The 20,548-nt window shown below is 71.3% G+C and carries 18 protein-coding genes; 8 read left to right on the top strand and 10 right to left on the bottom strand.

What is annotated here, in order from left to right; all coding sequences use genetic code 11:
• Window positions 1–319 precede the first annotated feature (319 nt).
• From PUR56_RS19510 to PUR56_RS19500, 3 genes are all read right to left on the bottom strand, one after another.
• Window positions 320–1,570, bottom strand: a complete 1,251-nt coding sequence (locus PUR56_RS19510) for a hypothetical protein (protein WP_329949873.1) — start codon at window positions 1,568–1,570, stop codon at window positions 320–322.
• 77 nt (window positions 1,571–1,647) lie between these two features.
• Window positions 1,648–2,781 (bottom strand): LuxR C-terminal-related transcriptional regulator, encoded by a 1,134-nt coding sequence (locus PUR56_RS19505; protein WP_329949872.1) that lies wholly within the window; start codon window positions 2,779–2,781, stop codon window positions 1,648–1,650.
• Window positions 2,782–3,091: 310 nt separating this feature from the next.
• Window positions 3,092–3,631: an ATP-binding protein gene (locus PUR56_RS19500; protein ID WP_329949871.1), complete on the bottom strand. Its 540-nt coding sequence runs from the start codon at window positions 3,629–3,631 to the stop codon at window positions 3,092–3,094.
• Between the two features lie 304 nt (window positions 3,632–3,935).
• On the opposite strand from PUR56_RS19500, the gene PUR56_RS19495 reads away from it, so the two are divergent.
• The 5 genes from PUR56_RS19495 (at window position 3,936) to PUR56_RS19475 (ending at window position 9,534) form a co-directional block, all read left to right on the top strand.
• On the top strand, window positions 3,936–5,261 hold the full coding sequence (locus PUR56_RS19495) for a helix-turn-helix domain-containing protein (protein ID WP_329880986.1): 1,326 nt from the start codon (window positions 3,936–3,938) through the stop codon (window positions 5,259–5,261).
• Between the two features lie 20 nt (window positions 5,262–5,281).
• Entirely contained in the window at window positions 5,282–5,848 is a 567-nt protein-coding gene (locus PUR56_RS19490; protein WP_329880988.1) for a GNAT family N-acetyltransferase, read from the top strand.
• A gap of 691 nt (window positions 5,849–6,539) precedes the next feature.
• The gene (locus PUR56_RS19485) at window positions 6,540–7,778 is read left to right on the top strand and encodes a helix-turn-helix domain-containing protein (protein WP_329949870.1); all 1,239 of its coding nucleotides are present in this window, start codon (window positions 6,540–6,542) and stop codon (window positions 7,776–7,778) included.
• A 202-nt stretch (window positions 7,779–7,980) separates the two neighbouring features.
• On the top strand, window positions 7,981–8,505 hold the full coding sequence (locus PUR56_RS19480) for a GNAT family N-acetyltransferase (RefSeq protein ID WP_329949869.1): 525 nt from the start codon (window positions 7,981–7,983) through the stop codon (window positions 8,503–8,505).
• Between the two features lie 198 nt (window positions 8,506–8,703).
• Complete coding sequence (locus PUR56_RS19475; protein ID WP_329949868.1) at window positions 8,704–9,534, top strand: aminoglycoside adenylyltransferase domain-containing protein; 831 nt, start codon at window positions 8,704–8,706, stop codon at window positions 9,532–9,534.
• Window positions 9,535–9,676: 142 nt separating this feature from the next.
• Here the strand turns inward: PUR56_RS19475 and PUR56_RS19470 are convergent, their stop codons facing one another.
• The 5 genes from PUR56_RS19470 to PUR56_RS19450 form a co-directional block, all read right to left on the bottom strand.
• On the bottom strand, window positions 9,677–10,054 hold the full coding sequence (locus PUR56_RS19470; RefSeq protein ID WP_443034532.1) for a helix-turn-helix domain-containing protein: 378 nt from the start codon (window positions 10,052–10,054) through the stop codon (window positions 9,677–9,679).
• 797 nt (window positions 10,055–10,851) lie between these two features.
• A complete protein-coding gene (locus PUR56_RS19465; RefSeq protein WP_329949867.1) occupies window positions 10,852–11,982 on the bottom strand; it encodes an FAD-dependent oxidoreductase in 1,131 nt (376 codons plus the stop codon).
• Window positions 11,983–12,123: 141 nt separating this feature from the next.
• Window positions 12,124–13,497 carry an NAD(P)/FAD-dependent oxidoreductase gene (locus PUR56_RS19460; protein WP_329949866.1) on the bottom strand — a complete coding sequence of 458 codons (1,374 nt, stop codon included), beginning with the start codon at window positions 13,495–13,497 and terminating at the stop codon, window positions 12,124–12,126.
• 221 nt (window positions 13,498–13,718) lie between these two features.
• Window positions 13,719–14,009 (bottom strand): hypothetical protein, encoded by a 291-nt coding sequence (locus PUR56_RS19455; protein ID WP_329879496.1) that lies wholly within the window; start codon window positions 14,007–14,009, stop codon window positions 13,719–13,721.
• A 35-nt stretch (window positions 14,010–14,044) separates the two neighbouring features.
• On the bottom strand, window positions 14,045–14,392 hold the full coding sequence (locus tag PUR56_RS19450; protein WP_329879497.1) for a hypothetical protein: 348 nt from the start codon (window positions 14,390–14,392) through the stop codon (window positions 14,045–14,047).
• 555 nt (window positions 14,393–14,947) lie between these two features.
• On the opposite strand from PUR56_RS19450, the gene PUR56_RS19445 reads away from it, so the two are divergent.
• Window positions 14,948–16,618 (top strand): helix-turn-helix transcriptional regulator, encoded by a 1,671-nt coding sequence (locus PUR56_RS19445; RefSeq protein WP_329949865.1) that lies wholly within the window; start codon window positions 14,948–14,950, stop codon window positions 16,616–16,618.
• 161 nt (window positions 16,619–16,779) lie between these two features.
• Here PUR56_RS19445 and PUR56_RS19440 read toward each other — a convergent pair whose 3' ends face one another.
• A complete protein-coding gene (locus PUR56_RS19440; protein ID WP_329949864.1) occupies window positions 16,780–17,241 on the bottom strand; it encodes a hypothetical protein in 462 nt (153 codons plus the stop codon).
• A gap of 446 nt (window positions 17,242–17,687) precedes the next feature.
• Window positions 17,688–18,611 (bottom strand): alpha/beta hydrolase family protein, encoded by a 924-nt coding sequence (locus PUR56_RS19435; protein ID WP_329949863.1) that lies wholly within the window; start codon window positions 18,609–18,611, stop codon window positions 17,688–17,690.
• Between the two features lie 295 nt (window positions 18,612–18,906).
• Here PUR56_RS19435 and PUR56_RS19430 point away from each other — a divergent pair, with 295 nt between their 5' ends.
• Together PUR56_RS19430 and PUR56_RS19425 are read left to right on the top strand one after the other, a co-directional pair.
• Window positions 18,907–19,497: a TetR/AcrR family transcriptional regulator gene (locus PUR56_RS19430; protein ID WP_329879501.1), complete on the top strand. Its 591-nt coding sequence runs from the start codon at window positions 18,907–18,909 to the stop codon at window positions 19,495–19,497.
• Window positions 19,498–20,332: 835 nt separating this feature from the next.
• A partial coding sequence (locus tag PUR56_RS19425) for a PIN domain-containing protein (RefSeq protein ID WP_329949862.1) occupies window positions 20,333–20,548 on the top strand: 216 nt, incomplete at its 3' end.

The following is a 20,548-nucleotide window of genomic DNA, read 5'->3' as shown; positions in this document are numbered from 1 at the left end:
AACCAGCCCCCCGCACCTGCGCCGCCGACCACCGACCCGACCCTCAGTACGGCCCACACCACGCACGCCACCCAAGGCCTGCCGAGGCCGGCAAACTGGTGTGGGTGATCACGGCGCCGGCTTCGGTGGGCGCCGTCGCTGAGTCTGATGACATCTACGACGCCGTCTTCCGGGTCGGGTTCGGCCCGCCGGCCCCGGCCGTGCCGTGGTACCTGCCACGGGTATCGAGATGCGGCCCGGCGGCATGAGCACCTCGGACGATCTGCCGGCGGTGCTCGCCAGGAGGGCCGCGAGCGTCTGCCGGCCCTCCTCGGCCTGGTCAAAGGTGAGCGCGAGGCCGACCAGACAGCAGGCCCTGACCTACCAGGTGTTCGCGCAGGGTCTCGTGCTCGGCGTCCGTGAGAGGGCGGGAGTGCAGGAGGGGTTCGCCGTCGTCGGGGGCCGGCCGGTGGATCGGCGACAGGACGAGGTCGCTCGCGGCGGTCGCGGTGCGGGTGCGGGGGCCGCGCAGCTGCAGCGTGGTGCTGCCGGGCAGCATCACCGCCTGGTGGACCAGGGCGGGAGCGAGGCTGTAGGTGCTGCCGGGCAGCTCGGTGGTGGTGACGGCGGGTGCCAGGTCCCGGGAGGTGAAGGGGCCGGTTCCCCGGTCGGTGCGACGGTAGACGTGCTGCACGTACCCGCCGGTCAGGACCCGTGTGGTGAGCGGGTGGGCGTGGTCGTGCGGTACGCGCTGGTTGTCCGGGCGGAACGAGGCGTTCAGCCGGATCTCGAAGCCGCGCTGTTCGGCGGCGTGGAGGACCAGACGGTCCGTCAGGAGAGTGGTGCGGCTGGCTTCGAACCTCTCCGGGTCGAAGCGGAGGGTTTCGACGAGCCGGTTCATCAGGGGCCGGTCGGCTGCCAGCCGGGTGAGCGCGGGGGCGCTCTGGTGGTGGAACCTGTCCAGGTCGGTGGGGTGCAGCGCGGGGATGTCGCCGAGCCAGTGCCCTTGGGTGCGGAAGTACTTGTCGTGCTGTTCGGGTGGTGTCGTGAGGCAGGCCCGGGCGTGCTCGCCGGCCCGCCGGCAGTCGGCCACCGTGAGCGGCAGGGATCCGCGGTGTGCCGGCGGCTGGTGGGCGACGATGAGCTGTGCACTGTCGGCGCTGCCGGTCAGGGACGTGGTGGCGCCGGTGTGGATGACGGCGAGTTGGCCGGGGTCGAGCGTGCGCAGGTACTGCGGTCGTCCGCGAACGGCGTCGACGCGGTGACGGTAGGCGGCGAGGTGGAGGGTACCGGCCAGGGGCAGGGTGACGGTCGCGACCGGGGCCGTCGTCGTGGGGGTGGTGCCGCCGTCCGGGAGCCGGAGGTAGAGGCCGGGGGTGTGGCGGTCGGGGGCGGCGAGCATGAGCGTGGTGCCGGTCGGTCCGGTGAAGGAGCCGTCGGCGAGGCCGGCCGGGTCGGGGTCGAGGAGCTTGAGGACGTGGTCGATTGCTGCGTCGACCTGCCAGGTGGCGTCCAGGAGGTCTTCCGTGTCGGGGACGGCGGTCGGGGTGAACGGGCCGAGCAGGGCGCTGAGGGACGGGGGCAGGAGCACCGGGACCTCCTTGGTGGGGCTCGGGTGGGAGCGGCGGGTGGGACCGGGACGGCAGGCGCCCGCGGTGGGGGGCGTCATCAGGTCCCCGCGGTCGGGGCAGCGCCGGGCGAAGGCGTGCAGCCGCAGGGGTGTCCGTCGGGCAGTACGCCCAGGCCGTGGAGCCGGTAGACGGCCTCGACCGACTGACAGAAGCCGGTGACGCCGACCTGTTCGTAGGTGCGCCGCAGCGCCCTCGCAACGGTCTCCTGAACGACCCCGATGGCTTCTGCGGCCTGGAGCGTGGTGGAGCCCTGGGCGATCAGCCGCATGACCGTCAGAGCGCGGTCCTCGATCACCGGCGGGGGTGCGGGCAGGTTGGCCGGTACGGGCAGGATCCCTGCTCGCCAACCGAAGTCGACGGCCCCGGCCCTGTTGATCGGGCGGCGGGCGGCGACTTCCAGTACCTTTCGGAGCCTCTTGATGCGGAACGCGACGAACCGGCTGCCCGTCTTGAGGATCTCGGCGATCTCGGGATTCCTCAGACCCCGGGCCATCAGGACGAGGGCCCGGTAGTCGGTCATGTTGAGCTTCACCTGAACACCGCACCGGGGGCAGGGTGTGCCCTGCCCACCTATCAGCGCTGCGTCGAACTCCCGCCTGAGGCGTGCGAGTTCGCCAGGCGAGGGAAGTGGTTCGAGGGGCTGGCACAGGCACGGATGGGAGTCGGGCAGCAGCTTCGCGTTGTGGAGGAGGTAGACGGCGCGTGGGCCGTAGCGTTTGCCGTCGGTCAGCCCGAGCCGCTTGTGGACCCTCTGAAGGGCGGACTTGACGGCCTCGGTACCGACGCCGAGCAGCCGCGTCGTGACGCGCCGGGGGTTGCCTCGGGTGGAGGAGACGAACGCGTAGAACTCCAGCGGGTCCAGCGGTCGGTTCAGGCTGGGCGGATTCGACAGGGGCGGGAGCAGCCCGGCACGGTACCCGATGTCGACAGCCTGGACCCGGCTACGGGATTCCAGGCGTTCGAGGATGCCGCGGACGTGCCACTGCACTTGCCCCGGGCTCCAGCCGTTCCGTTCGGTGATCTCGTCGTCGGCCATGCCGCCGGCGATCATCTCCAGCGTCTGCTGGCCGGTCCGGTCAAGGATCAGGTGGTCGTTGCACCTGGGACACGGGGCGCCGAAGACGGACGGTGAGTGCGGGATGCCGTTGCGGGGCTGGATGCCGATGGTCACGGTGAGCCGTTCGTGGTCGTGGACGCTGGGAGTGATGGTGGGACCCCCCGCACGAGAGGGGTCCCACCAGCGGCATCGGCCGTGGTGTTCCACGGGCCGGTGCCGGCGCCGGACAGCGAGGCCGGCGCGGTCCGGGCCGCGTTCCCGGGGAGGCGTTCCGGGCGCGGTCCGCGCGGTGAGCTCAGGCGTGATCGGTGGGGGGGACCCGCTGCTCTTCCGCGTCCCCTTCCCGGAGGGCGTCCGGGGAGGGGGTTGGAGCCCGGGGTGTGCAGCACCGTGGGAGGCTGCACTCCCCGGGAGTCGGTAGGTGCTACGCGGCCGGAGTGGGGCGGCGCGAGCTCGGGCGCCGGGGCCGTACGGGTATCGCGTCGCCGAGAGACGGCCGGGGCCGGGCCTGGCCGATCAGACCGTGGGCCCGCAGAACGGCGGTCGTCACCGCGGCGGTGGGCAAGGGCACCCCGGTGGTCAGCGGCCGGCTGACGGCGGTCTGGTTCAGCGCCAGCGTGAACCACACGGTCTTGCCGCCGCCGGGTTCGGAGTGCCAGCCGAAGCGGTCGGCCAAGGTACGGACGAGGGCGAGGCCGCGGCCGCTCTCGTCGTCCTCGGTGGCCGCCCGGAGGCGGGGCGGGGTGCTGCTCCGGTCGGTCACGGCGACCTTCAACGCACCGGGAACGGCCGTCCAGACAACGCGCAACTCACCACCGTCGGAGCTGCCGTGGTTGACGGCATTGCTGACCAGCTCGGAGGTAAGCAGCTTGACGTCGTCCAGTTGGTCCTCGTCGAGGACCAGGCCGAGTTCGTTGACCGCCTGAGCAGTGGCCTGCCGGGCTGTACGGGCGCTGCTGAGCACAGCAGGCAGAACGCGGACTCGGCTGGCGGGGTTGGCCAACCGGGGAGGGTTGGGCTGGTGCATGACTTCCTCCGGTGGCGACGTTACCGATTGGAGGTGCTGGGGCCCTGCTACGGAACGAAACACGTGACGATGCCGGAAGCCGTTCCGTAGCAGGGCCCCCATCTCAGCAGCGGGCCCCAACGGGGAGAAGGCCACTCGACCGGCCACTGAGTGGCCGGTTGCGCCCAATTCGGTCAGAGTGGCGGCCAGTCGGCCGATTCACGTTCTATGTTTGGAAGGTGACAATGCGTAAGAACGCGCCATGAGTACCCCCGTACGGCGAGGGCGCAATGACCGCCTGTACGAAGCGCGCAGGCAACGCCGGTGGACGCAAGAGCGAGCAGTCCGCGAGGTATCTGAAACCGGGAAGCGGCTGATCGGCCGGGACTCCTTCGAGGTATCGGAGCGATCGTGGCGACGGTGGGAACAGGCCGATCCGCCGCTGCCCCGGCCGGATGCGCTGCGAGCGCTCTGCGAGACCTTCGGCATGGCGTACGACGAGCTTGGATTCGCTCTTCCGGTCGAATTCCGGCCAACGGCCTCTGGCGCGCGACCCAGTGAAGGAGCCATCATCCCGCCTGTGAACCGACGAGACCTTCTGTCTGCCGCCGGCACGGCCGCCGTCCTCAGTCGGCTGCCGTGGCTGGCCTCCTCTGCTGCCGCCAGTCCTGCTGGAACTGTCCGGGTCGGTGACGACCAGGTCGAGGAACTGCGAGAGACGCTCGGCAACCTCGATGCCCTTGACCAGCGCTTTGGTGGAAACCTGCTCTGGCGTTCAGCTCAGCACACGCTTCATGTGGTGCACGACCTGCTGGACCGGGCCCAGTACACCGACCAGATCGGTGCGGAATTGCACGGCATTGCCGGCTCCCTCACCACGTCGCTGGGCTGGTACTGCTACGACGCCGAGCTCCAGGAACGGGCGTCAGTGTTCTGGTCGCAGGCCCTCAACACGGCTTTGCTGTCCGGTGATGACGCCCTCACGGTACGGACGCTGGCGAACATGTCCCGTCAGGCCGTTGACCTTGGCGGGAAGGCACGGGACGCCGTTCGATATGCCCAGCTCGCTGCCCGCCACGCGGGACGGTGGGCGCCGGCCCGGGTGCACTCCCTGCTGGCTGTCCGCGAAGCTCAGGGGTATGCCCGCCTCGGAGACGTCGCCAGCGCCAACGAGGCAATCACGCGGGCTTGGCGGGCGTTCGAGAAAGGCTCCACGGATCGGGACCCGCAGTGGACGCTCTTCCTGAACGAGGCAGAACTGACGTGCCTTGAGGGGATGTGCCGCAGCGACCTTGGCCAACACGGACCGGCCGTTGGCCTGCTGGACCGTTCCGCTCAGATGCAGGACACCGCGCACGACCGCAACCGCGGTATGTGCCTGGTTCGGCTGTCGAGCGCCGCCCTGTCAGCCGGCGATCTGGATCACTCCGTTGAGGCGGCCGACCAATCCGTTCGGATGATCGGCAACGGCATGGCATCCGCCCGGAACAAACGGGTCCTGCTCGCTGTCGCCGGTGGTCTGCGGTCCTACGAGGACGAGCCGCGGGCCCGTGAGACGGTGGAACGCATCACCGCCTGTGCGGCCTGACCAACCAGCGAGGAGCCCCCGTGTCACTGACCGACCTTCACCTTGAACGGCACACCGCAGCCGGCACCGCCAAGCTGCTTCCGGATCTGATCGCGGTGTACGCCCAGGTCTATGACGTGCCGCCCTACCAGGGGGATCCGTTCTTCACGCCGGAGGCCTTTCAGGAACGGTTGCTCGGTGCCATGGAGATGCCAGGGTTCGAGTGTGTCACGGCCCGGGACGGCGGCGTGCTGATCGGGTACCTGCACGGTGTCACCCTGCCCGAGGACCGCACCTGGTGGCTGTCCGTCGGCGAGCAGCGGCCGGACGACGTCCTGAAGGCTTCGCAGGCCGGGGACGTCTTCTGGTTGCGCGAGTTGATGGTGCTGCCGATCCACACCAACAAGGGTGTTGGTCGGCGGCTTCACGACGAGGCTGTGATCGGTCGGGGGCAGCAGTGGACGACGTTGACGTGCATCCCTACCAACCAGCCGGCGCACGACGCGTACCTGCGTTGGGGGTACAAGATCATCGGGCAGATCAAGCACGCTCCGGACTCCCCGGTGTACAACGCCATGGTCCTGCCTGTCACCGCGTTGCTACGGTGACAGGCCCTGGAGCTACTCTCCCGGGATGACGATCGAAACGGCAAAGCTGGGCGCTGGCCACTGCTCGCTTTGCTCTGGCTCAACTCGATCAGGACGAGATCGGGCGGGCCTGCGAGACCGTCACCGGCGTCGACGTTCTGATGGGGCCGAGGCCGAGTGGATGCTGAGTTCCCGGGGAGGCGTTCCGGGCGCGGTCCGCGCGGTGAGCTCAGGCGTGATCGGTGGGGGGACCCGCTGCTCTTCCGCGTCCCCTTCCCGGAGGGCGTCCGGGGAGGGGGTTGGAGCCCGGGGTGTGCAGCACCGTGGGAGGCTGCACACCCCGGGAGTCGGTAGGTGCTACGCGGCCGGAGTGGGGCGGCGCAGGCTCGGGCGCCGGGGGCGTACGAGTATCGCGTCGCCGAGGGACGCCGGGGCCGGGCCAGGTCCAGCGGTATCCGGATCTCACCACTCAGCGGGTCGTAGCTGATCTCGCCGCCCCGACGCGGGGAGGCATGCACTGTGGAGGGTGACATAAAAGGACCGCACAGTGACGGCATCACGTGAGAGGACCCAACCCGCCCCCCTCGCCTGGCTGCCCCCCACCACGTCCGGGTGAACGTCTGTGCAGCAGGTTCTGCCCGCTCTACGGTGTGTTGTGGGGCCACGGGATCGGTCAGCGTCCCGGAGGCCGCAAGCAGCCAGGGAGAGGCGTATGTCCGAGCAATCCGACGAACTGACCGTAGGCGAGCGCATCAAGTTTCAGCGCGAGCGCCGCGGCATGACCCAAGCCGTCCTCGCCGGTCTGGTCGGCCGGAGTACCGCCTGGTTGAAGAAGATCGAACAGAACCAGCGCCCCCTCAATTCCCATGCCGCGCTGCAGAGGATCGCGTTGTCGCTGCGCATCGACGACCTCTCGGTTCTCACCGGGCCCGCATCCTCACCCCAGCCGATCAGTACCGGACGGCTGTACCACCCGGCGTCGGCAGCCGTGTGGGCGGTCCTGCTGGAACGCGGGACCTGCGGGCCGGCACAGATTCCGGAAGGCGCGACCGCGAGAAGCTACGGCGCCGATGTGGATGCCGGGTGGAAGCTCTGGCACCGGGCAGCAGACAACCGGACCGATGTCGGTCTGATCGTTCCTGACCTCATCCGTTTGGGTGAGGCGCTCGCGGCCCACAGCGCAGGCGAGGAACGTCGGCGCGTTCTCAGCGCGCTCGCTGCTTCGTACCGCCTTGCACAGCAGGTGATCGCCTACATCGGGCCGGCCGAGGCCGTGTGGATGCTGGGCGATCGGGCCATGGCGGCAGCAGCCGATGCCGACGACCCCGCAGCCATGGGCGCGGCCGCGTGGAACCTGGCCAACACGCTCCGGGCGGTCGGTGAGCATGAGGGCGCAATGATGCTGACCACCACGGCCACCGAACGCCTGCGCCCGCACCTGCCCGAGGCGCCGCTGCACTGGCGGGGACTCTACGGTGCCCTGCACCTCCACGCCTCGATCACCGAGGCCAAAAACGGTCGCGAGGGGCAGGCGTGGCGGCTCTGGGACACGGCCGACCAGGTCGCGAAGTCGCTGCCGGCTGGGTACGCGGAGCTCTCCACCGTGTTCGGACGGGCCAACACGGACCTGCACGCCATCAGCATCAATACCGAACTACGCAGCTCGGGCAAGGCGTTGAACCTGACGGACGCAATCGATCCCGATGCGATTCCTTCGACCGAGCGACGTACTCGGCTGTGGGTCGATGCTGCTCGTGCGCACCTGGACAGGGGAGATCGCACTGCTGCGCTGCACGTCATGGGTAGGGCGTTGAAGGTTTCCCGGGAGACTGTCCAGTTCACCCCTCAGGCCCGCACGGTGGCTGCCGAACTCTGGCGTCGGGCTCCACGGTCAATGCGCGAGGAGACCTTGGAGCTCGCGGAGACAGTAGGCATCCCGACTGGATTCTGAGTTGGCGGCGCTGTTCGCCTGGGCAGCAACGCCGTCGCCGCGCTGGCCACGGTGGCAGACCCGGGGGCCTACCCTGCCGGGCTGACGATCGAACATGATGGCGGGATCGACATCAACGCCACCGAGAACTCATCACCCTGGCGCCAGACTCCCCAGTGACGCGAGAGTGGACCGACTACCTTCGTACCCCGGAAGGCTCGCGATGACCATAGACCTCCGCCACTTCCACGGCGACAACCTGCCTGAGGAACACCGCCAGGTACTGCTTGAGGTCCACTCCGATGCCTATCGGGAACACGCGGACGATCCCTTCGTTCAACGATTCGGCTGGTTCGTCGATCACTGGACCACGCGGTCCGGGTACTCCTGCGTCGTCGCATACGAAGGCGACACTCCGGTCGGCTTCGCCTACGGCGCACCCCTGACAGACGGCTCCGAGTGGTGGCGCCCTCATCTCGACCCGGCACCCGATCCGGCCCGAACGTTCGCCGTCTCCGAGGTGATGGTGCGCCCGTCATGGCGGAAACAAGGAATCGCCCAAGCCGTCCACGCCGCCCTCGTCGCCGAACGCTCCGAGGCCCTCGCGGTGCTCTACGTCGACACCACCCACCCCCGGGTCCAAGCGATGTACGAGAGCTGGGGGTACGCCAAGGTCGGCGAGCACCGCCCCTTCGAGGATGCGCCGTTGTACGCCGTCATGCTGCAGGAACTGGCCGTACTCACGTAGTCCCCCCACAGGGCCGAAATCAGGGGAGACGCCTCCGGCTGGACGAACGTCAGAGGGAACTTGTGTACTGGTGACATTCGGGTCGCCCTTCGTCAGAACGTTCACCGAGTTTTGCGTTGAGTACCAGGCACAGTGGATTACTGGCAAAACGGCCTAGCCTGTCCCCCGGGTGACGGCTCGTCCGGGCAGACTGGGCCCATGACCCACGAGGCCGAGGACCGGCGGTCGATCCCCGCCGAACTGCGCACCTACCTGGCGGAGCTCGTCCGCCGCACCCGGTCCGTGTGCGGGCCGCACCTGGTGAGCGTGCTCGCGGTCGGGTCGGTGGCACTCGGGGACTACCGGCACGGCCGCAGCGACGTGGACGTGGTGGTCGTCGTCAAGCCGGACCCGCCGGCGCCGAACCTGCGCGAGCTGGCCGGGGAGCTCGCCCACCCCCGGCTGCCCTGCCCGGCGGCCGGGCTCGAACTGGTGGTGTACGGGGCGGACTTCGCCGCCCGCCCCTCGGGCACTCCCGGGTACCTGTTGAACCTCAACACCGGCCCGCTGCTACCGGACCGGGCCGATCACGACACCTCCGGCACACCCGCGTTCTGGTTCGTCATCGACCGCTCGATCGCCCACCGGGCCGGAATCACCCTGTGGGGCGAGGCGGCGTGCCAGGTGATCGCGGAACCCGACCCGGCCGACGTGTCCGCCGCCCTGCGCGCCTGCGTGCGCGAACACGCCGACGGCGAGGGCCACCTCGCGGACAACCGGGTGCTCAACGGCTGCCGCGCGCTGGTGTACCGCCGCACCGGCCGGTGGAAGGCCAAGCGGGAGGCGGCCCGCACGACAGCCGCCGCCGAGCCCGGCTTCCGGCCGCTGATCGAGAGCGCGCTGCGCAGCTTCGAACAGCCCCGTCCGGCCACGGCCACGCTGCCCGCGGCCGACGTACGGGCCTTCCTGAGCTGGGTCCGCGAACGACTTGAGGCGACGGCCACCCCGGCCCCCACCCCGGTCATCGCCCCGACCGGCGACTCGCCCTGACACCGAGCCCCCCGCCCGGCGCCCCCGGGCGGCCGCACGCGGGACGTGCGCCGCCCGGCCGCCGGTGAACGGGCGTCACGCCGGCCGGGCGGCCGGGCCGCGCCGTGAAGTCCGGGCGCCGTGAAGTCCGGGCGCCGGTGGGTCAACTACCCGCGGGGGGCTCCTGACCGGGCTGGGAACGGCGGAGCTGTTCGTTGAGGCGCAGGGCTTCTTCGAGTTGGTCTTCGAGGATGACGATGCGACAGGCGGCTTCGACGGGGGTGCCCTGGTCGACGAGGTCGCGGGCACGCATGGCGATGCGCAGTTGGTAGCGGGAGTAGCGGCGGTGGCCGCCATCGGAACGGAGCGGGGTGATGAGGCGGTGCTCGCCCAGGGCGCGCAGGAATCCGGGCGTGGTACCGGTCATCTCGGCGGCGCGGCCCATGGTGTAGGCGGGGTAGTCGTCGTCGTCGAGTTTGTCGGGCGTGCCGGGGCCGGTCGTTGTAGTCACTGCACCTCTCTGGTTCTCGGGAGAACGCATCGAGGGGCCCCGGCGCCGTGGCGGCTCCGGGGCCCCGAAGGGGAAACAACACCATCTACCGGCCTGGGCCGGTCCTCTGCTTCCGCACAGCCCCTGGGGGGATGTGCGGGGATCGCGTATGCGTGACCGGAAACCACCGTCCTTGCCTTGGGGTCTGCGGTGTCCGCCCGGACGAGTGTTCACGGGCCGGGCGATCCTGATGGCGCTTGCGCCCTCCATTTCATCCTCGGTACTGACCTGTCGCTTCCGTACTGCGGTACTGCGGGTAGTGCGCTACTGCGGGGTACTGCGTCTTCTGACCTGCACCTTCCGGTCGGTGGCCGTGAGGGCCCACCTGGTCCGGCAGCCAGCCCCGTCGCCCGTCGTGCGCCTTCGTGGCTTGGAACCCCACTGCCCGGACTCCTCGGCACGCGCGCCCGCAGTCCTGACGCCTTTGCCGAGGTCGTGTCCGTTGTGTGACTGCTGGTACTGCACCTACGGAACCGCGTACTGCGCGTACTCGGCGGCCCCTGACACCTGCGGGCCACCCGGTCCGGCGGCCAGTCCCGTCACCGTCCTGCACCTGCCTGGCTTCGGGACTCCACTGCCGTACCGCACTGCAGACTTGCGCTCGACGACCCCGGCCGGAACTGACCGGCCGGTACCGCCGACTGCTGCCTACGAGAGAAACGCTAGACCCGCCCCCAGGCAATGTCTACTGCGGCGCGCTCAGATTTTTCGGAGCCGGGGAGACAGGTACCGCCGGGCCGGATCGGCGCCCACCCGGGCGCCGACCACCTCCGCTGCCGGCTCCCGGCTCAGTGGCCCTCCCCCGCGATCGTGCCGGCCGGGCCGGGGGCCGCCTTGTCGCCGAAGTCGATCCCGTCGGGGTCGAGGTACACGAATTCGGCGAACTCGGCGCTGCGCGGGAACATGGCGCGCTCGTACTCGGTGAGCGCGGCCTCGACGTCGCCGGGGTGCGCGGCGAGGGCCTTGCCGAGCTCGGCGCCGTCGAGCATCGCCAGGTTGGCGCCTTCGCCGTTCGGGGCCACCAGGTGCGCGGCGTCCCCGATCAGGGTCACCCCCGGCACCCGGTCCCATTCGTGCCCGACGGGCAGGGCGTAGAGGGGACGCAGGACCGGCGCGGTGTCCCCGTCGGTGATCAGGGCCGTGAGCTCCGGCGCCCACCCGTCGAACTCCCCCGCGATCCGCGCGGCGGCTGCGGCCGGATCGGTGAAGTCAACCTCCTTGAACCATTCCTGACTCCTCGTCAGGTTCACGTAGGTGTGCAGGGTTTCGCCGCTCTCCCGGTGGGCGAAGATCTCCGCGCCCGGCGAGGGTGCCATCATCGACCCGCCGCCGACCGCTCGCGCCGCGGCCGGATGCCGGGTCTCCGCGTCGAACAGGTAGGTCTCCACGAACGACGTGCCCGTGTACTCGGGCGTGACGTCGGAGAGCAGTGGCCGCACCCGCGACCACGCGCCGTCCGCGCCGACCAGCAGGCTCGTGACGATCGTGCTGCCGTCACCGAACGCCACCTCGTGGCGGCCCTCGCCGAGAGCACGGGCGGCGGTGACCTTGTGCCCCCACCGGACGGTGCCGTCGGGCAGCGAGTCGAGCAGGACCTGCCGCAGGTCGGCGCGCTGCACCTCGGGGCGTCCGCCCGTGCCGTCGTCGGCCTTGTCGAGCAGGACGGTGCCGTCCCGGTCGAGGATCCGCATCGCCTGGCGGCCCTCCAGGACGACGGCGCGGAACTCGTCCATCAGGCCGGCGGCGTCGAGGGCGAGCTGCCCGTTGTAGTAGTGGATGTCGAGCATCCCGCCCTGCGTACGCGCCGTCGGGGAGACCTCGGCCTCGTAGACCGTGGCCGGGATGCCGTGAACGTGCAGGACGCGGGCGAGCGTGAGTCCGCCGAGTCCGGCGCCGATGATCGTGATGTGGGTGTCCATGATTGGCTCCTCGGGTTCGAGCCGCCCGGTGGCTTCCGGCGGCCGTCTCCGGAAACTTCGCAGACCCCGCCCTCAGGCGACCGGCAGCCGACCGACAGCCCTCCGTCATCCGACCGTCACCGCGTACCCGCCAGGACGCCCTCAGCCCGCGACGACCGCGTCCCACTGGCGCCGGGTCGGGCCGTCGTGCTTCGGCGAGAAGTCCGGGTTCGCGTCCAGCCAGGCGGTGACGTGCCGGTCCACCTCGTCGGTGCCGTAGGCGTCGCCGGCCGGTCGCAGGAGATGGCGTACCTGGGCCCGGGCCCTCATGACGACGGGATCGTCGAAGGCGCAGGCGGCCACCGCGGCGGCCCGCAGGTCCGGGGGCGGCGCGTTCTCGGCGAGGCGTTGCTCGTTGACGCGGTCGGCCGCCACCTGGTCGTCGAACCACGGGCGCAGGACCTGCCTCGTCCAGGCGTGGTAGTCGGCGGGGTCCTCGGCGATCCGGTCGACATGGGTGGCGAGGTACTGGGCGGCGCGCAGGCAGAGGGCCGCACCGTGGCCCAGGGTGGGGTTGGTGTGGACGAGACTGTCCCCGGCGTTGACCAGACCGGTGACGACGGGTCCGTCGTCGTCGCTGAGGGACGTCCAGCGGTTGTCCAGGCCGGCCATCGCCAGGACGGCCGACTGCGGCTCGGGGTCCAGGTCGAGCCAGGCGGCGGTGGCGGGGAAGCGGCGGGCGGCGGCCTCGAACACGGCGGGGTCGGTGAGCGCGCCGCGGGTCGGATCGCCCGTGGAGAGCACCAGGTTCACCGCGAAGGTGTCGTTGTCGGACGGGAAGACACCGGCGAGCGCGAACGGTGCGGCCGAACCGTTGGCCACCCGCCCGGGGTGGCGCGGGCCGTCCGCCCGCAGGCGGTACCAGCGGCACAGGTAGGCGATCCCGGTGCGGTGGCTGTCGACCACGGGCGGACGGCAGCCGGCCTCGACCAGCCAGGCGGGCACCGGCGAGCGACGACCGGACGCGTCGACGACGAGGTCGGCCCCGTGCCCTTCCGCGCCCACCCGCACGCCGGTGACCCGGGCGGGGCGGCCCTCCTCGACGGTGAGGGCGCTCACCCGGCAGCCCCGCCGCACGTCGACGGTGCGTTCCCGCTGCACGGCCGCGGTCAGGGCGGCCTCCAGCACGATGCGCCGGGTGCGCAGGGTCACCAGGTCCTCGTCGCCGTCGCGATGCGGCGGATGCTCGCCGAACCAGTCGAACTCGTGGTACTCCCGGGCCCCGCGCGCCAGCAGGTCCGCGTAGACGTCGGGGGCCTCGGTGCGCAGCACGGCGCGGACGGGTGCGAGGAGCGAGTGGGGCTGGACGGCCTGCGGTATGCGGGGCCTGGCCCAGTGGAAGAAGTCGCGGTCCAGATCCTCTCCGGCCTGCCGCGCGTCCTGCTCAAACACGGTGACCGCATGGCCCCGCCGCCCCAGCATCAGCGCCGTCCCCAGCCCGCCGATGCCTCCACCGATCACCGCAACCCGCGCCACAGAGCTTCCCTTCGCGTCGTGTTGCGAAACGATCTTACTGCTTGATGATCTCCGTTCGACGACCGGCGCCCTCCCCCGCGGCTCGGAGAGCGGGCCGCGGGGGAGGGTGCCGGGACGGGTGCGGGGGGACGACCGCGGGGCGGACCGAGTCGCACGGCGCGCGCCGGACCGCGAAGTCCCGCTGGGGCGCACCGGTGCGCCCCAGCGGGAGATCCGACGGATCAGCGCGTGCAGCTGATCGCGGCGTTGGCCCCGTAGTAGCCGGGGGCGAGCCGGTAGGAGTCGGCGTAGAGCAGCACGCACTGCTCGTTGAGGAATCCGCTGATCAACGCGCTCCGGCGGGCCGTCTTCTCGGCCTCCCGCTTGGCCTCCTTGGGGCTGTTCTCGTAGGCGGAGCCGGTGAAGTTCCGCGTCTCCTGCACGCGGGCGTCGGCGTGCGCGACGGTCGGCGCGAGCACGGCGAGGCCCGCGAGAACGACGGCAGCCCCACTCCGGGCGAGCATCGAGGTCATGTCGGTATCTCCTTCTGGGTGGACATCGGTGGGGTTCAGCGCTGGCAGAACAGGCTGGCGACGGCGGCGTACACGCCGCCGCCGACCGACCGGACGTCGGTGGCGCGGACGTGGCACTGGCTCGCCTGCCAGCCGGCCGACTGGGCGACCGCGCGGGCCGTGCGGACCGCGCCGTCCACCGCCTGGGACGGCGAGGTGCCGACCCCGTTGCCGGTGAACGTCCTGACCTCGGACAGGCCGTCGGGGTTCGCGTACGCGCCTCCCGCGACGGCCTCGGCTCCGGCCGGGGCCGCCTGGGCGGACGCGGTTCCTGCGGCGAGGCACGCCGAGGCGGCGAGGGCCACGGCGAGGGGACGGAGACGGAACGCGGACGAGCGGCCCACGGGAACTCCTCGGTCGTCGGTTCGGCGGTCACGGGAACGGTCGACGCGCACGGCCCCGGCCGGTGTCGGCTCCGCGGTACGGGCCGGGTCCCTCCTGCGTCCGGGCCGGTCTGCCAAGGACACACCGGCCGTGGCCCCCGTCCGTCCCCCACGTCCGCCGGCCGCCGTCACCGCGCCGCGGACCGTCTTCGGCCATCTCATCCGGGTTCTCATCCGGGTCTCTCCTCTCACTTGCGTCCTTCGGCCACCACCCCCGCGTGAAGGCCCCTCGACACAGGAGCGGGTTCGCGGCGCCGGTCGTGCGGTGGTGGCCCTGACCGCACGCTAGTTCCGCGCGTCGGGCGCCCGTCAGCCACCCGTTCGGGGGGCTTGCCGATCGACCGGCCGTCTGCAACGCCACCCGCACCCGCGAAGCAACTTGACGGCGTGTCACTCCCGGCGCGAAGGCTCACCGGAGGTACGGTGCGTCAAGCAACGAACCCGGCACGACAGGGGGTGTTCGTGGGCGGCTCCGGGGGGAACGGCTCGCAGACGCTGGAGGAGCTACGGGGGGCGGTGGCCGCCCATCGGCTGGTCAACCTGACCGGCCCGCTCGGGGTCGGGAAGTCCCGACTGGCAGCACGACTGGACGACACGACAAGAATCGACCTCGACCTGCCCCGCGCGCTGTCCGTGCTGCGCCGGGCTCTGGCCGACCCGGCCACCGCACGCCGCACGCTGGTGATCGACGGCGTCGACGGCCGGCAGCGGCGGGAGGCGGTGAGCGCCGCACTGGACGAGGACACTGGCGCCCGGCGTCCGAGCCTGGTCGTCGTCAGCCGCCGGCCGGTCCTGGCCGATCCGCGCTGGGCACACCCCCACATCGCCGCCCTCGCCCTGCCACCGGCCTGCGACGGGCTCATCACCACCATGGCGGCGGCCGTCGAGTCCCAGGAAGGACGGGCACTGGCCGTTCGACTCGCGGGCGGCATCCCGCTGCTGGCGGACGCCGCCTGCCGCGCCCTGGCCTGCTCCCCGCCGCCGGCATCCCCCGGTGCGATCGCCGACCAGCTCGCCGAGGTGATCCTGGAGCGCGTCGGCCGCGAACTGCCCGGCCGGCGGTGGCGACACGCACTGCGGACCCTCGCCACCGTCCGGGCCGCGGACGAGGAGCTCCTCCCGGGAGGTCCCGACCAGTTCACCCGGCTCGCCGCGCTCAGCATCGTCGAGCGCGGCGCCCTCGGACTGCGGATCACCGAGCCGTACCGAACGATCCTCGAACTCGCCTACCGCTGGCGCCGGCCGCAAGCACACGAGAGTGCCCGCAGCCACGCCCGCGACTACCGCCTCACCCTTCTCGGCCGCGCCCACCACGGCCGCGAGCGCGCCGAACTCGCCGACCACGGGCTCTTCCTCACCGGCCATCCGCTGCTGCGCCGCGAACTCTTCCCCGCCGGCGAACGCACCGTGGGCTTCCGCACCGCCCTCGCCACGGACGGCGACGACATCGCCCGGCTGATGCACGAGTGGGCCCTCCACAGCGGCTTCGACCCGCGCCGCTGCGAACGCCTCACCGAACGGTGGGCCGCCGACGACATCTCCGCCTTCCACCTCGCCCTCGACCGCGACGGCCGGGCGATCGGGGTGGCCAATCTGATGCCGATCGGCGCGCGCACGGCCGACGGCGTGGAACCGCTGCTCCAGCAGCACAGCGGAACCCTGACCGGCGGCGGGCTGTTCCTCGGCGCCGCGCACTGCCGCGACCCGGCCGCGCGCGCCCACCTCCTGCGCCACGTCCTACGGCAGGGCGTCGAAGCCGGTCGCCTGGTCGTCTCGACCGCGAGCCCCGACTACCAGAACCTGATCCGCGGCCTCGGCTTCCGTGGGCACGGCGGAATCCGTGACGACGTCTACCGCTGCGGCCGGAACCCGGAAGTCTTCAGCAACGACCTGGCGGCCACCGCCCTGCCGGACTGGCTCGGCCGGATCGCCAGGGGTGACGCGCCCGCGCCGGGACCCGGCCCGTCCGGCACACCGCGCTTGTCCCCCAAGGAACTTCGCATCCTGCTCGACTACACGTCGGGCATGACGCTGGACTCCGCGGCCCGCCGCGCCGGCATCACCCCGAACACGGCCAAGGACTACCTCGGCAGGGTCAAGGCCAAGTACCGGGCGGCGGGGCGGCCCACCCACACCAAGATCGACCTCGCCCGGAGAGTCCGCGAGGACCGACTCGACCACTCCTGATCCGGGCGCCTGACCGAGAAGCGGTCACGTCGTGCGGGAGACGGCTGAGGATCGGGGCGAGTCGGCGGGTCCCGAGGATGGTCATCGACCACTTCACCATGGCCTCGTGGTGTTCGGGCAGCCGCTCGTAGTCGCGGACACAGCCTGGACCCGTTCCGGGCTCACCTACCCTCAAGCCGTTCATGGAGCTCCTCGGCGAATCGTGTCCGGTAGACGCCGTGGACGATGGCCCCGGGAGACTGGTAGCCCCGGTGCTCAGGGGCCGAGACATCCTCGTCCCACGGCTCCGTGCCTTCGGGAAGCAACGGAGCACGGCCCAGATACATCTGAGCGACTTCTTCCAGCCGTAGTTCACCCGCCACCACCGAGCTCCACAGCCCGTGGCCCTGCCCGACGACCCACAGGCACAGATCCTCGGTGCTGTCCTCGGACCAGACGTCCCCGTCCACGCTCAGACCTTCCGAGAAGTCGGCCAGCGACTCCGCCGCGGACTCGTACGCGAGCGCGAAGGCTTCGAGCACCTCCCGCGAGGGGGACTCCAACCACAGCTCCAGGGCAGACAGACGCGGTCGTGCCGCTTCCAGGACCTCCCAGAACCAATCAGGAACATGATCCGGTCCCATCGCGGCTCCTGGGTCGACGGCTGCGGTACTCGCCCGACCGTACAGCGCGATGGAGTTCCCCGGACACTCCCGGACCTCATCGCCGGCGAACGGCGCCGACCACTCGCACCGTCACCGGTTCTACAGTCAGGCACCGAGACGGCCTGGTCACCGGCATCTCCCGCAGCAGGGCCGGACATGCGACGCCCGGCCGCCGGTGAAGGGACGTCACGCCGGCCGGGCTCTGAGCCGTGGCGGGACGGGCCCGGACGGCGAGAGGGGGGAAACCCGCCGCCCGGACCACGCTGTGCCCACCCGGACCCTCTCCTCACCCCGATCCGCGCGGACAAACATCCGGATTCGCCGACCGGCCGTGCAGGACACCCGGCCGCGGCGAAGACGGCTGCACCCGCCGGCCCGGCCCGGTCGGGCCGACCGGGCCGGGCCGAAATCCGGTGAGGACGGCGCTACTTGCTCTCCAGCCTCCCCAGCGGGTCGGCGCTCTCCGCCAACGCGGCGGCCGCCGTCCGCCAGGCCGCGTCCCCGGGGTGGAGGGCACTGCGCAGGAAGGCGGTCGTGAGCTGCTGGACCAGAGCGACCCGGGCCGGGCTCTCGTCGGTGGTCTCGGCGACCTCGTACCCGGGGATGCCCCCGAGCGAGTGCTCCGCCCCGAACAGGGTGAGCAGGCTCTTGCGCCCCGGGCTGTGGGTGTACGGGTCGGTGGACCAGTCCGGTCCGCGCGTGGACAGGTGGGACTGGTCGCGATCGCCGGCGACGACGAGGGCAGGTGCGGCCATCGCGTCGAAGGACGGCCGCATGAACGGGAAGTGCTCGGCGGCGAAGGGGACCAGGTCGTCCCCCAGGCCGGCCGGTGCCAGCAGCACACCTGCCGTGACGCGGGCGTCCGTCATGTCCTCGCCGGGGACGCCGTCGGGGTCCAGGACGCGCGCGCCCAGCAGTGTGCTCGCCGTCTGGGCTCCCCAGGAATGGCCGGCCACGGCGATGCGGCCGTGGTCGACGCGCCCGCCGAGGCCCGGCACGGCGGCCTCCAGCACCTGGAGCCCGTCCATGACGCGGGTGAGGTCCTCGACGCGCAGGCGCCAGATCCTCGGCGTGCGCGGGTCCTCGGCCGGCAGACCCAGTGTCCGGGAGTCGAGGTGGGTGGGCTGGACGACGACGAAGCCCTGGGCCGCCCAGTGGTCCGCCAGCGGGGCGTAGCCGTCCATCGACCAGCCGAAGCCGTGCGAGAAGAGGACGACGGGCAGATCGCTGCCGGTCACGGGCGCGGACACACGGACCTGGAGGTCGTCACCGCGGCCCGGGGCGGGCAGGACGAGCGGTTTCGCGGACAACACCACGGCGGGCGCACCGGTGGCGGTGGAGTCGGACATGGAAGGACCTTCCGTTCGGACTTCTCGCAACGTGGGGTTCGGTTGGGCCCTGGCAGTTGGTCGCACCGCGGGCCGGGCCGGTCGGGGGGCCGTTTCGCGCGCGGCCGCGTCGGCAGCGGTGTCGGCGCAGCGTGTGTCGGTGGCAGCGTCCGGTCACGTCCGGGTGGAGCGCGAGCGCGGCGGACGGCTTGGTCGCCGGCCTCCGGGTCTGCCATCATGAGCAAAACGGAACCTCGTTCCGCAAACGATACGGAACGTCGTTCCGTATCGCAAGGCTCACGAGAGGAACGCCACGGTGGGTGACAGCGGCCAGGGCACCGGAACCACACCCGAGTCGAAGCGCAAGGACGTCCGGCGCAACCAGAAGACCCTGCTGGACGCGGCCGCCGCGGTCTTCCTCACCTCGGGCGTGGACGCACCCGTACGCGACATCGCCGCCGAGGCCGGCGTCGGAACAGGCACGATCTACCGGCACTTCCCCACCCGGGCGGACCTGGTCATCGCCGTCTACCGCCACCAGGTCGAAGCCTGTGCCGAAGCCGGGCCGGCGCTGCTCGCGGCGGGCCCGACCCCGCACGCCGCCCTCGGACGGTGGCTCGACCTCTTCGTCGACTTCCTCGTCACCAAACACGGCCTGGCAGCCGCACTCCAGAACGACACCAGCGGCTTCGAGGCACTGCACGCCTACTTCCTCGACCGCCTGCTGCCGGCGTGCACCCAGCTCCTCGACGCAGCCGTCGCCGACGGAGAGATCTCCGACGACCTCGACGCCTACCAGCTCATGCGCGGCATCGGGAACCTCTGCATCGGCGCCGACAGCGACCCCCGCTACGACGCACGCCCGCTGGTCGCGCTCCTCGTCGCAGGGCTGCGCCGCCCGCACTGACGACGGCGTCCGCCCACGGCCGTGCGGGGTCGAGGCACGGTCGCGACGGTGGACGACGTTTCAGGCAAGAGCACTCCGGGGAACGCGATCAAGGGCATGACCGAGCGTCAGACCGAGCGCCCCACCGAAATGTTCCCGGCACGCAGCTTTTCCGGAACGAGAGTGAAAAACACCCAACCCGGCGCACCGGTCACCCCCTTCGCCCGGCGGACCGGGCCCGACCCCGCCGGGAAGACCTCGACACCACCCCGCCCACGCACACTGCGCTCGACACCGCAGGAGAACAGCCTTACCGCGCGCGAACCGGACCACACTGTGATCCACCTCACATTCCGGCGGCGCGCCTCACTGGTTATCGTGCTCTCAACGAAGCGCCCGTCGATTACCGGTGACCCTCATCCCGGATTTCTTCCGGACAGACCGATCTTCTACGAACACCCGCCTCAATCGCCACCCACGGTGGGCCGTCGGACTTTCTTCCGGTATTCGTCAGACACCGTTTCGCCACTGGCCAGGTGGCCTCGGAATCCTTGGAAACCTCGGAATCCCACTCCTCACACCCGCGGAGGGAGAACGCCCGGAAAAGAACGTCGTACCGGTCGGCATTTTCCGCCGGCCCCGTCCACCGAGGTTTCCCGCATGCTCCTGCGACCACGGGCGGCGCCCGGACGTCGATCGCGGGACACCTCGTCGATTCGGCGTCCACCGCGACCCCGTGAAGGATCACCCGCCGTGCCGGACCGCGAGCCGTCCGAGCCGTCGATCGGGCCGTGACTCCCGCTCCGACCGCACGACACCGGCACCGGCACCGGCACCGTTGGCAAGGAGACGTCTCATGAGCAGCGAAGACCGCGGCATTCGGTTCCCGCAACCGGCCCGCTCCCGCAAATGCGACCGGCGCACATACGTGCTCGACACCAGCGTGCTCCTGGCGGACCCTCTCGCCATGACCCGCTTCGAGGAGCACGAGGTCGTTCTCCCGGTGGTCGTGGTCACCGAGCTGGAAGCCAAGCGGCACCACCCCGAACTGGGCTACTTCGCCCGCCAGGCG

Origin of the sequence: Streptomyces sp. BE303 (assembly GCF_036290945.1) — a bacterium.
Taxonomy (GTDB): domain Bacteria; phylum Actinomycetota; class Actinomycetes; order Streptomycetales; family Streptomycetaceae; genus Kitasatospora.
The sequence above is the reverse complement of the archived record's forward strand: the minus strand, read 5'-3'. Positions and strand labels throughout refer to the sequence as shown.

Coding starts and splice junctions, on each gene's coding strand:
- PUR56_RS19440 (WP_329949864.1), bottom strand. CDS start 17,241: ATGGGACCGGATCATGTTCCTGATTGGTTCTGGGAGGTCCTGGAAGCG.
- PUR56_RS19480 (WP_329949869.1), top strand. CDS start 7,981: ATGACCATAGACCTCCGCCACTTCCACGGCGACAACCTGCCTGAGGAA.
- PUR56_RS19455 (WP_329879496.1), bottom strand. CDS start 14,009: ATGACCTCGATGCTCGCCCGGAGTGGGGCTGCCGTCGTTCTCGCGGGC.
- PUR56_RS19435 (WP_329949863.1), bottom strand. CDS start 18,611: ATGTCCGACTCCACCGCCACCGGTGCGCCCGCCGTGGTGTTGTCCGCG.
- PUR56_RS19470 (WP_443034532.1), bottom strand. CDS start 10,054: ATGCGTTCTCCCGAGAACCAGAGAGGTGCAGTGACTACAACGACCGGC.
- PUR56_RS19465 (WP_329949867.1), bottom strand. CDS start 11,982: ATGGACACCCACATCACGATCATCGGCGCCGGACTCGGCGGACTCACG.
- PUR56_RS19495 (WP_329880986.1), top strand. CDS start 3,936: ATGAGTACCCCCGTACGGCGAGGGCGCAATGACCGCCTGTACGAAGCG.
- PUR56_RS19485 (WP_329949870.1), top strand. CDS start 6,540: ATGTCCGAGCAATCCGACGAACTGACCGTAGGCGAGCGCATCAAGTTT.
- PUR56_RS19475 (WP_329949868.1), top strand. CDS start 8,704: ATGACCCACGAGGCCGAGGACCGGCGGTCGATCCCCGCCGAACTGCGC.